Annotated in this window: 8 protein-coding genes; 3 read left to right on the top strand and 5 right to left on the bottom strand. The window is 72.1% G+C overall.

What is annotated here, in order from left to right; translation table 11 throughout:
• Positions 1 to 1,280 precede the first annotated feature (1,280 nt).
• Positions 1,281 to 3,614, top strand: coding sequence for a LuxR family transcriptional regulator (locus tag AB0F77_RS32050; protein WP_361955181.1), 2,334 nt, complete (start codon positions 1,281 to 1,283; stop codon positions 3,612 to 3,614).
• 452 nt (positions 3,615 to 4,066) lie between these two features.
• Here the strand turns inward: AB0F77_RS32050 and AB0F77_RS32055 are convergent, their stop codons facing one another.
• The gene (locus tag AB0F77_RS32055) at positions 4,067 to 4,243 is read right to left on the bottom strand and encodes a hypothetical protein (RefSeq protein ID WP_361955182.1); all 177 of its coding nucleotides are present in this window, start codon (positions 4,241 to 4,243) and stop codon (positions 4,067 to 4,069) included.
• Positions 4,244 to 4,586: 343 nt separating this feature from the next.
• On the opposite strand from AB0F77_RS32055, the gene AB0F77_RS32060 reads away from it, so the two are divergent.
• A complete protein-coding gene (locus AB0F77_RS32060) occupies positions 4,587 to 5,414 on the top strand; it encodes a hypothetical protein (protein ID WP_361955183.1) in 828 nt (275 codons plus the stop codon).
• 107 nt (positions 5,415 to 5,521) lie between these two features.
• Complete coding sequence (locus AB0F77_RS32065) at positions 5,522 to 6,517, top strand: AfsA-related hotdog domain-containing protein (protein WP_361955184.1); 996 nt, start codon at positions 5,522 to 5,524, stop codon at positions 6,515 to 6,517.
• Here the strand turns inward: AB0F77_RS32065 and AB0F77_RS32070 are convergent.
• The 4 genes from AB0F77_RS32070 to AB0F77_RS32085 are packed head-to-tail and all read right to left on the bottom strand — an operon-like array spanning position 6,497 to position 11,288.
• Entirely contained in the window at positions 6,497 to 7,363 is an 867-nt protein-coding gene (locus AB0F77_RS32070; protein ID WP_361955185.1) for a 4'-phosphopantetheinyl transferase superfamily protein, read from the bottom strand. The genes AB0F77_RS32065 and AB0F77_RS32070 overlap by 21 nt on opposite strands.
• A gap of 1 nt (position 7,364) precedes the next feature.
• Positions 7,365 to 7,670: an acyl carrier protein gene (locus AB0F77_RS32075; protein ID WP_361955186.1), complete on the bottom strand. Its 306-nt coding sequence runs from the start codon at positions 7,668 to 7,670 to the stop codon at positions 7,365 to 7,367.
• A 40-nt stretch (positions 7,671 to 7,710) separates the two neighbouring features.
• The gene (locus tag AB0F77_RS32080) at positions 7,711 to 9,507 is read right to left on the bottom strand and encodes an acyl-CoA dehydrogenase (RefSeq protein WP_361955187.1); all 1,797 of its coding nucleotides are present in this window, start codon (positions 9,505 to 9,507) and stop codon (positions 7,711 to 7,713) included.
• Positions 9,504 to 11,288: a fatty acyl-AMP ligase gene (locus AB0F77_RS32085; RefSeq protein WP_361955188.1), complete on the bottom strand. Its 1,785-nt coding sequence runs from the start codon at positions 11,286 to 11,288 to the stop codon at positions 9,504 to 9,506. Before AB0F77_RS32085 ends, AB0F77_RS32080 begins: the two co-directional genes overlap by 4 nt.
• Between the last annotated feature and the right edge of the window lie 263 nt (positions 11,289 to 11,551).

Consider the following 11,551-nt stretch of genomic DNA (forward strand, 5'->3'; position numbering starts at 1 on the left):
GTGTCGTGCTGCGGACGAGGGCAGCGAGCGTCTCCTCCGATACGGCGTGGACCCCGGCCATGCGTGCCGAGAAGGAGCGCCTCGTGGCGGCTTCGGGGCTCACCTTGGCTGGACCCGGGCCCGGCCACTGCCGCTCCGACCCGGTGGCCACCACTGCACCCGGACACAAAAACGATCTTTGACGTAGTTGTCATGCAAAGGTCGCAGTTGCACCCGGTCACCCTCGTCGGCCCCTGCGCGCGGACCGACGGCGGGGCCGGCCTCCCGCACCACCGGGAGCGACAGCCTCTTCCGCACCACACATCACTGACGCCACCGCGGTCACCGACAGGCGGTGCGACCAGTGGGGAAGCCATCCGATTGGCATATGCCATACGGGTGTTGGGCGAACCGGCACTCTCATGTGCAGCGATAGGGCCCGGGAGGGGGTGGCATATGCGCGGCCGCACGAACCGGCGGGCACCCTCGACCCGCACCCCGGCGATCACCGCCACCCGGCCCACCGACCCGCCGCGATCGAATCGCCTTCGCAAATATCTACGTGCGAACGAATCGGACAAGTCCCGACCTGCGGGTTTCCTCCTCCGGCGGCCCCACGCCCCCGGGCCCCCACAAGACCGTGGGGCAGAAGGAGCTGGGGTGACGGGGTGATGTCATCCCCGTATGTGAAGGGCGCTCAAAAGTGTGGACGGGATGCCGTTCGCCCGTGAGTCGTTCCGGCCATACCCGCTCAATCGAGAGGAGACAGCGGCCGGATCCAGTCGGAACACGGACAACCACCTACCCGGCTCAACAATTACCACCGGACGGGCTACTTCACCGCCAGTTCTCCTGACTTACACTTGAGATTCTGCAATCTTTACGGCCGTTGGCGCGTGCACTACAACGGCGCCGGCGAATCGCGAGGCGCGGTCTTCGTCACTGTGCCACAGACTACCTCAACGCCGTTTGCCCGAACCAGACATTGCGCGCGACCGACGGATGTGCTTGAGATCGACTTAAGACTTGATCGAGGTCCGACCGGAAGTAGCTGAATACGGCACCCGAATGTCGATGTGCGACCGTTTCAATCGGCAGTTGTTGCAGTTTCACTTACCAACCCCCACACCTGTCAGGGAATTCACTGACACCGGGCCGGGTAAACCCCACCTCCACCTGGCACTTCATGTCATGCACTGATCGACCAGCAGCTACCGCTTGGAACGCGCCTTACGGTGCGCGAGCCTGCCCGTCGACCACCGCAATCGAAGGGGGGCACAGTGCCACAAGGGCACCCCGCAGTGCCGGACCAGGAACCGCACTCCCACGAACTGGCTCTTCTCGAGGAAGAGTTGGAATATGCACACATCTCGGCCATATGCGTACGGTTGACCGGGGAACCGCTGATCGGCAAGACCTCGCTGGCCCTGCGGCTGACCCGCTCGGCCGCCCACCGGGGCTGGACCGTGGCCTACGGGCGTGCGGCCCGCGACGACGCCCACCGCCCCTACAGCGCCCTCGTGGACGCCCTGGACGACTGCGTCGCGGCGGCCGGACCCGCCGTCCTCGAACCGCTGGGCCCCGCCCGCCGCCGGCTGCTCGGCCAGGTCTTCCCCAGCCTCGGCGCCCCCCACGGCCACCCGCGCGAGGACCTCGACGTCCCCGCGGTCAACCGCGCCGTACGCGCCCTGCTGGAGCGACTCGCCGGGGACCACGGGCTGCTGGTCGTCCTGGACGACGCCCACCGGGCCGGCGGCGAGACGGCGGAACTGGCCGAACACCTGGTGCACCGTCCTCCGCAGGCCCCCGTGCTCACCCTGCTGGTGCACCGCACCGGAGGCCCCACGGCACGCAGGCTCGGCGCGCTCTCCCGCCCGAACTGCGCCGTCCGCCACGTCCCCCTGCGCCCCCTGCACCGGCAGGCCGCCGAGACCCTGCTGCCCGCCGACCTCACCCCCCTGTCCCGGGAACTGATCCTGCGGGACGGCGCCGGGGTGCCGGGGCTCCTGCGGGCGCTGTCCGACCGGGCCCCCCGCGGCAGCCGGACCGTTCCGCACAGCAGCCTCGAACTGTCCTGGGGACCCTCGCCGTTGCCGCCGTCCGTGCAGGCACTGGACCTCGGCTCCCTGTCCGCGCGGGCCCAGTGCGCCGCCGACGCGGCGGCCGTGACGGGGGACCCCTTCACCCCGGAGGAGGTGGCGCACACCGCCGGGATGACCGTCGAGGAGACCCTCCACGCGGTGGACGAACTGCACCACGAGGGCATCATCCGGCTCGACGGCTGTCTGGCCGAACACTTCCGCTTCAGCCATCCCGCGGTGCGCGCCCTGCTGTACCAGACGGTGGGCACCGCCCACCGGCGGGCGGCCCGGGAGCGCGTCCTGGCCCTGGGACCGGGCACCGGCACGGCCCGCCCCGACTCGGCCGCCGCCAACGGGGCCGTGTCCGTCCTCCTGGAGCGGGCCGCCCCGCCCACTGCCGTCGAGGCGGACGTGCTGGAACGGTCCGCGCACTCCCTCATGTTCACCCAGCCCGCCCGGGCTGCGTGGGCCGCGAGCCGGGCCGCCCAGAGACCCGGGTCCACCGTCCGCGCGCGCCTGCTGCTGGGCCAGGCCCTGGTGCTGTGCGGTCGGCCGGCCGAAGCGCTCGCCGAGTACGCCCGGCTGTGGCAGGCTGCGGGCCCGCTGCCCGCGGGCTCGCCCATGTGGCCCGAGGCCGCGGTGTGGCGGGCCCGGGCACTGCGCCTGCTCGGCGACCCCGAGCAGGCGCGGCGCGTCCTGCGCACGGCGGGCGCGGACGAGCCCTCCGCCTTCCCGGCGGCGCAGGCCGAACTCGCCGCGCTGCTGCTGGAGTCGGACGCGGCGCGCTGCGGCGCCGCGCTGGTCGCGGCGCGCCGCGCGGTGCAGCGCATCCCCACCCGGGACGTGGCCGCACGCGGTCACGCGCTGGCCGTTCTGGCGGCCGTCCACGCGGCGAACGGGGACGCCGCCGCGGCACGGGACGTGGTGGCCGAGGCGAAGCCGCTGCTGTCCGGACTCGGCCGAGAGGGCGCGGCGCCGGTCGTGGAGGCGTGGCGCTGGCTGGGCGCGGCCGGCGGGGGCGGGGGGCACGTCCAGGGAATTCTGGAGAACGGATTCGCCCTGGCCCTGTATCACGGGCAGGGCCACGTACTCGGCCCCCTGGCGCTCGGACTCGCACGGGTGTGCCTGGATTCCGGCGACCGGAAAGCGGCCGCGGGGCACGCCGCTTTCGCCGTCGAGGAATTCGACCGACTGGCCGCTCACGCATCGGCGACCGCGGCCCGGGAATTACTGGAATCCAGCAGCGCGAGCATCCCGGACGAGCGGGTGGAGATTCTCACGACAGAACTGAGCCGACGCGAGAAGGAAATCGCGACGCTCATCGGCCCCGGGCTCACCAACAAAGAGATTGCGGCGCGTCTCGACATCAGCACCAAGACTGTCGAGACCTATATGGCGCGCATCTTCAAAAAACTCGGAGTGAAATCGCGCGCGGAGGTCGTCTTTCGGCTCTCGGTTTCTCCGTCCGGGCAGGGCGTTTCGGCCATGCCCGCACAGCAGAAAAGGATTCTGCCCCCGTTCCCGGCCGGCACGGCCGCGCCGGGCGCCGAATGAACTGCAGGTGTACGGCAGGTCCGGCCGGTGGCCGGACCGTCCGACGAGGACGCCGGACCCGAGCCGTCTTTGCGGTCACAAAGCCGCGGGCCGCCATATACAGACAGTCAATAGTGGTCCGGACCACGGGGCGGCTCCGAAGCGCGGCGGACCGCCCGGGGCGGGACCCCGGTCCGGGCCTGCGCACGCCCCTCAACGGGCCTTTCCCGCCCCCCACCGCACGGCAGCGGGCGGCCGTCGGCCCGAACGGGCACGGCCGGGGGCAATCGGCGGCGACCGGCCGGACCACGCCCTTGTCCGAAACAGCAGAACGGCCTGCCGGAAACGACAGGCCGTTACTGACAGTGATAAGAAGCGGGCCGCCCGGCGCCGGGAGGAGGGGGTCACCGCGGCGGGCGGTGCGCGGTCGGCCGCACCTCGGCGGCCGATCCTCCCACGTCACGGCCGGGGCATCAGCCCCACTGGTCGTCCGCCGGGGCAGCCATGATCCGGGAATGGACGTGACCCGGCGTCAGCACCTCAGCGGCGTTCGCGTGGGCGGACACCGCAACGCCACTGCCGAGCGCGACGGCGATTCCTGCCGCGGCAAGAAGTCCTGACGTCACGATTCGCAGCAGAGCCTCGTTCATACCTACCCCTAAGTTTCGATGTGCGCCTGCGCCACTCAGACTTCCGTACACGAGTTTTACGTCCAAGCGATTCCTGATGTCGTAAAGTTGCCTGGCATGAAGTTCTCGTCCCAGGGGAAAGCCCGTAATGCCTGAAAGCTCTCTCGCCGCAGGCTCTTTCGCGACACTGGATGATGCGGAGGCGAAAGCTTACCGTAACGCGGTGCTGCTAGGACACTTTGTCCGCGAGGAGATGGCGAACGCCCTCGGAATCTCTCTCGAAATGGCGGCACAAGTGGAACACAGGCTGACCTCGCTCAGTCTGCTGCGTCCCATGCCCGGGGAGCCCGGTACGCTGGTGCCCGTGAGCCCCGACACCGCGGTGGCCGAGCTCGTCGGCCCGGCCGAGACGCGGATGCGGAGCCTGCAGCGGGAGATCACCGAGATCCGGGACCGGATGGGAACGCTGCGGTCGATCTACTTCGAGAGCCGGCAGCAGCGCAACCAGGCCGAGGCGTTCGACGTGATCAGCGATGTCAACGCTCTCCAGGCGGTGCTGGACGAGCAGGGCGAGGCCTGCCGCGTGGAAATGCTCACCGCCCAGCCCGGCGGCGCGCGGCCCTCCAACCTCCTGGCGAACGCGCTGCCCAAGACGCTGGAGCGGCTCAAGCGCGGGGTACGGGTGCGCCATCTGTACCAGCACACGGCACGCAACGACATCGCGACCACCTCGTACGTGCAGAGCGTCACCGAGCACGGCGCCGAGGTGCGCACGACCGACCAGCTCATCGACCGCATCGTCATCTACGACCGCGAGGTCGCCTTCCTGCCCGAGCCGTCGGTCGACGGCCGGGAGCCGGGTGCGGTGGTGGTGCGCGAGCCGACCCTGGTCGCCTTCATCTGCCGGGTCTACGAGCACCTGTGGTCCGGGGCCACCCAGTTCGTGCCCGGCTCCGAGGACGGCGGCGAGATCGCCGACGACGTGAAGCGGGCGATCATCCGGCTCATGGCACAGGGGCACAAGGACGAGCTGGTCGCCCGCCGGCTGGGCATGTCGGTGCGCACCTGCCGCCGGTACATCTCGCAGATCATGATGAGCGTCGACGCCAACAGCCGTTTCCAGGCGGGTGTGCACATCGCGCTGAACGGGCTGCCGGACTGGCCGCTGCCCTCGGACTTCGTCGGAGACTGACTGTCAGGCCACAAGATGTCACCGGCGGGCGTCGTTGTGCCCTCGGCGTGTCCGGCAGGCTGGCCATGACCAGCACATGAACGCCGACACGCCGAGGATGGTGGCTTTTGCAGACGTCCCGCCCCGCACCGAGACGGTACGCGCCCACCGGTCGCCACCTCATGCTGGTGCACCGGCCGCGCTACTTCGGTCCGCGTCCGGACGGTCTCGACGAGCGGACGCAGGAGTTCGTCCTCACCGGTGATCTCCCCGACTCCCACGCGCTGTTCAACGACGGGCAGGTCCGCTTCCACGACCTCCAGGCGGCCATGGCGATGGTGCGCCAGGCGAGTTCCGGCATCGGCCGGACCCACTTCGGCGTGGCCTCCGACCGGGTCGCGGTCTTCTACCGGTTCGGTCTGGACGCCGGTGACCCGGGCGCCTGGGAGCGCACCTCGGGCCCCGGCCGGCTGACGGTGGACATGCGGGTGCGGCCCGACAAGGTGATCTCCGGCGTCCCCCGCGCCCTGGAGTTCGAGACACGGCTGGACATCGACGGCGTCCCGGCGGGCACGGCGTCGGCAAGCCTGCTCTTCCTCGCCCCGAACACCCACCGCAGCCACCGCGAACACATGCGGCACGCCATGCTGAAGGCCACCATGGGCCACCTCGACCAGCCCGCCGCGCACCCGGCGGCCGTCGCCGCCGGCCCCGCACCGCACGAGGTCGGACGGATGAGCCCGGGCAACGTCCTGCTGCGCTCCCCGGTGTCCGTCGACGGGCAGCGGCTGTCCGTCGGGGTACTCGCTCCGGGCACCTGGCCGATCGCGCCCGCCCGCCGGGACGGCGCCCCCTCCCCGCTGGTGCTCGAAGCCCTCCGGCAGACGGCGCTGCTGACCGTCCACCGGCTGCACGGCCTCGACCCGCAGACGTGCGCGCCCGTGGCGTTGCACGCCCACTTCCGCGGGCACACCGAACCCGACCTGCCGCTGCGCTGCGTCGCGGTGGCACAGCCCGTCCGTCGGGACGCGCTGGGGCGCCCGCTGATCGAGGTCACCCTGACCCTGACCCAGGCGGGACGCGCGGTGACCGAGGCGACGGTGTCAGTCGTCGAGGCACTGTGACCGCGGCGCGCGCTCGGCGTCCAGTGCCCGCTGGATGGCCCCGACCGCCTCGGCGTCGAGCATCGTGGTGATCTCGGTGTCCAGGGTCCGGCCGAGGCCGATGTCGTAGACCGCGACACTCACCACGAACGCGGTGCCGCCGCTGTCGAGGAGCAGGGTGCGCAGCGACCACTCGTCGCCCGCCCCCACCGTGCCGTCCGGCCGGTTGAGCCGGACGGTGCCGCCGCCGGGCCCGAGCCCGAAGCCGAACTCCTGGAAACGGAACTGCAGGCCCTGTCCGATGGCCTTGCTGTAGGCCTCCTTGAGCGTCCACAGCCGCACCAGGTTGGGGTTGCGGTCGCGTTCGGCCAGCCCGGCCAGCATCGTCCGCTCGTGCGGGGTGCAGGCCAGCCGCGCGAGGCCGCGGCGGTAGATCTTGCGGTCCGCGCGCTCGGCGTCCACGCCGATGAGCCCGCGGCTGGTCAGCCCGACCACCAGCAGGTCTTCGGTGTGGCTCAGACTGATGTCGATCTGGTCGCAGCCCCGCAGATACGGCCGTCCCGTCGGCCCGTACGCCAGCTCCAGGTCGCTCGCCTCGGCCCCGAGGGCGGCTGCGGCCGTGTGCTTCAGCAGCCGCCGCGAGGCCGCGTAGCGGTCCCGGACCTCCGGCTGCCCGATGGCGCAGTAGCGGGCCCAGTCCCGGCCCAGCAACGCGCGCAGGGCGCCCCGTTCGCAGGCCCGGGGCCGCCAGTCGGCGAGGCGTCCGTGGACGACCACCGTGCCGTAGTACCGCAGGTCCTCGCGGACCGCGGACCAGTCGGTGTCCCGCGCGGTCACACCGATCGAGTGCGTGGCTGTCGCGTTCATCTCAGGACGGCCCCGGTGGGGGCGTGTGCAGCGGTCCCCGGTCGGGGTCGACCCCGCGCCGGGCCAGGTGGTCGACGAGCTGCGCCACCGTGGAACAGCCCCACACGAGGGACGGTTCGATGGAGATGCCGAAGTCGTCCTCGATGTCGCCGCACAGACTCAGCGCGCCCACCGAGTCCATTCCGTGCTCGGCCAGCGGCATGCTCGCCTCGATGTTCTCCGGCCGGCGGTCCAGGTAGACCGCCAGGTGTGTGGTCAGCCAGTGGTGAAGCGGGGCCTCACCGTGCAGCGGCGTGTGGGGAGTCATCACTGAAGGGTTCTTGTCTCCTGGTGCCATGAGCTGAAGCTCAGCCCGGAATCGGCGAGTTGTAAAGATCAAAACTGCGCCGCGTCCGGTACCGGATCAGGACTTCCCGGTGGATCCGGGCCGTGCACTCGGCGGGCAGGTCGGCGGGTGTCCCCAGACGCTGGGCGATGCGTTGCAGGGCGGCGGCGGCCCATGCCGGGTCGGCCAGGAACGGATCGGGGCCGTTCCGGTTGTGCTGCCACACGCCCAGCACGCAGGCGGCGGCCAGCACCAGGACGTAGCGGTCGGTCAGGGCGTACCAGGCCGGGCCCACCGGACAGGAGCCGGTCACGGGCGGCAACGCGAGGACCTGGCCGCGCAGTTCGTGCAGTTCGGCGGTCATCCGCCCGGCCAGCTCGCGCAGGGCGCGTTCGACGGGGGTGGCGCCGGGAAGGGAGGCGGCGGTCGCCAGCAGGGTGGCGCTGAGGCTGTCCCGGCCGCAGGCGAGGGCCAGCCCGCCGTAGTCGAAGGGCGTCAGCTCCCCGCCGGGCCGGAACAGTTCGGCGGGCGCCTCGGCGCCGCTGAACCAGGAGTCCTCGGCGAGCGCCCGCAGCTGCGGCACGATCGTCGCCTGGCAGGCCACCGTGTCGGCGTGCCCGAGGCCGAGCACGGGCACGTCGCGCAGGTTCTTCTGGAAGATGCCGATGGTGCCGTCACGGATGTAGATCTGCGAGCCGAGCACGGTCGTCAGGTCGTAGAGGGTGTCGTTGAGCACCCGGGGCAGCAGCAGCTTCACCGCCGCCGAGTAGACGCTGGTCTCGGCCGGCAGCAGGTGCAGCGCCCGGGTGGTGGCCACGGCCAGGCAGTCGTACAGCAGCAGGTTGACGAAGGCGCCGGCGAGGATGCCCGCCGTCCGCCCGGGGTCGCCGCGGACGGGCCCATGGCCGCGGTCCACGAGGACGGCGGTGCGCAGCGCGGTGTCCACGGCCGCGGCGGCCAGGGAGCCGGCCAGGGTGCGGCTGATCTGGGCGGAGCGCAGCGCGGTGACGACTCCCCCGCCGAACGGGCCGAGCAGCGAGGAGTGCGGCACGGGGCACTCGTCGAGCTCCACGCCGGCGAAGAAGCAGCCGCGCAGGCCGAGCCCGGCGGGCCGGGGGGTGACCCGGTAGCGGTCGGGGGGCAGGGTGTGCGGGTCGAGCAGCACCACGGAGTGCCGGCCGTCGGCACCGGGCTGGGGTTCGGTGCGGCAGTACAGCACGAGGGCGTCGGCGCGCCGCAGGTTGTTGACGACCGGCTTGGCGCCGGTGATCACCAGGCCGTCGAGGCGTTCCCCGGCGCGTACGCCGCTGCGCACGAAGTCGTTGGTGTGGGCGGTCTCGTGCTGGGCGATGGCCGCTTTGGAGCCGCCGAGCAGCAGCCGGGCGAGCCAGCCGCGCTGTCCGGCGTCGCCCTCCATCCACACGTCGGAGGCGGCCATGAAGGTGGTCATGCCGTAGCCGACGCCGAGGGCGACGTCGCGGCGGAAGACGGGGCGCAGCACGCGCAACAGGGTCTCGGCGGAGTCGAGGCGCCCGCCGAGCGCGGTGGGCACGAACTCGTGGCTCATGCCGAAGTCGTCGAGCAGGCCCTCGGCATCGGCGGAGAGCGCGGCCTGCCGGTCGGCGCGCAGCAGTGCCCGGTGGCCGGCCGGGTTGCCGGGGTCGGAGGGGTCGCCGAGCAGCGCCTCCAGGCGGGCGATCCGCGCGTCGGCGCGGGCGGCCCGATCGGCATCGGTGGCGGTCCGGTCGGCGACGGCCCGGTCCTCGGCGGCCCGATCGGGCCCGGGCAGCAGCACGGCGGTCGCGGTGGCGCTCGTCACCGGGCGCTCCGGGCCGCGGGGTGCGCCGGTCCGTCGCCGGTGGCCGCGCCGGACGCGACCACTGCGCGCACGGCCGGGTCCAGCACGTCGAACAGCGCGGGGACCTCGCCGCGCAGGAACAGCCTGCGCATCAGGACGCGCTGGACCTTGCCGCTGCTGGTGCGGCGCAGGACGCCGGGGCCCACGAGGACGATGTTCTGGCCGGGGAGGTCGAAGTCCCGGCCGAGGGCGGCCCGGATGCCGCGCACCACGTCCTCGAGGTGGGCGGGGGTGGCGCGGGCCGTGCGCAGCTCGTGGACGACGACGAGCTGCTCGGGGTCGGCGCCGACGGTGAACACCGCGCTGTGGCCCGTGGCGAGCACGGGGGCGCCGTCCCGGATGGCCCACTCGACGTCCTGCGGGTAGATGTTGCGCCCGTTGAGGATGATGACTTCCTTCAGCCGCCCGGTGATGTACAGCTCCCCGTCGTGCACGGCCCCGAGGTCGCCGGTGCGCAGGAAGACGCCCGGCACGCCGTCGAGGGCGGCGTGGAAGGTGGCGGCGCTCTCCTCGGGCCGGCGCCAGTAGCCGACCGCGACGCTGTCGCCGCGCAGCCAGATCTCGCCCACGCGCCCGGCGGGGAGTTCGGCGCGGGCGGCGGGGTCGACGATCCGCAGGTCGAGGTCGGGGGCCCGGCCGGCCCCGACCAGCGTACGGGCGGCCGACTCCTCGGCGGGGGCGCGCAGTTCGTCGTGTTCGAGGGCGGCCGCGTCCACGGTCAGGCGGCCGGCGGGGGCCCCGGGACGGCCGCCGGAGACGACGAGGGTGGCCTCGGAGAGGCCGTAGCCGGGGTAGAGGCTGGTGGCCCGCAGGCCGGCCGGGGCGAAGCGGCGGGTGAAGGAGTCCAGGGTGCGCGACCGCACGGGTTCGGCGCCGCACAGGGCCAGGCGCCAGCTGGAGAGGTCGAGTCCGGCGAGGTGCGCGTCGCTGACGCGGCGGGTGCACAGGTCGTAGCCGAAGTTGGGGCCGCCGCCGATGGTCAGGCCGTACTCGCCGATGGAGCGCAGCCAGTCGACGGGCCGTTTGACGAAGGCGACGGACGACATCTGCACGCTGTGGGTGCCGAGCCACAGCGGATGCAGCACGTGGGCGACGAGCCCCATGTCGTGGTAGTGGGGCAGCCAGCTGGTGAATCGGTCCTCCGCGCTGGAGCCGAGGAGCCGCTGCAGGCTCGTCTGGTTCGCCACGAGGTTGCGGTGCGAGACCATCACGCCGCGCGGCTGCCTGGTGGAACCGGAGGTGTACTGGAGGAGGGCGAGGTCGTCGGGGCCGTTCGCCGGGGGGCGCCAGTCGTCGGGATCGGTGCCGTCGTCCAGGTCGGACACCAGGAGGGCCGTGTCCTCGCCGCCCGCCAGGGCCAGCCATGGGGAGTGGTCCGCCGCGTGTGCCGCGTCGGTCAGCACCACCCGGGGCTCGACGTCCCGCACGATGCCCGACACGCGCTGGGGCCGTTCGCCGGGCAGTGGGGCGGGCACGGCGACCGCGCCGGCGTACAGGCAGGCGACGAAGGCGACGACGAACTCCGGACCCGGCGGGTACAGCAGCAGGACCGGTCCCGACCGGGCGCCCCGTGCGGTCAGCCGCAGGGCCAGGGCCCGGGCCCGGCGGTCGAGGACGGAGTAGGTGAGGTGCCGGCTGTCACCGTCGCCGTCGCCCAGGAACACGAAGGCGTCGGCGTCCCCCAGCGTGGCGGCCCGCTCCCGGACCACCTGGTCGAACGTGGTGAAAGCGGCGGTCAACATCAGCCCCCTCATGGCATACGCAAAGTGGAGGCACAGGACGCTCCCTCTACCGTCGAAGCATGCCCATGCTGGGTTTACGGGCTAAAGCGACGCTTGCGATGTGATGGCTGCCACCAGAACCAGGGGTATGCCTGTCCGATTCTGCGGATCCGCCCTTGTCTACATTGAGGCCACAAGCTCTGTTGTCGAACAAATCGTACAATCCGGACGTCTGATTCTGGTGTGTCGAGGGAGTCGCACCGTCGTCGGCTTCCGGCGGGAGA

Source organism: Streptomyces sp. NPDC026672 (assembly GCF_040638185.1).
GTDB lineage: Bacteria > Actinomycetota > Actinomycetes > Streptomycetales > Streptomycetaceae > Streptomyces.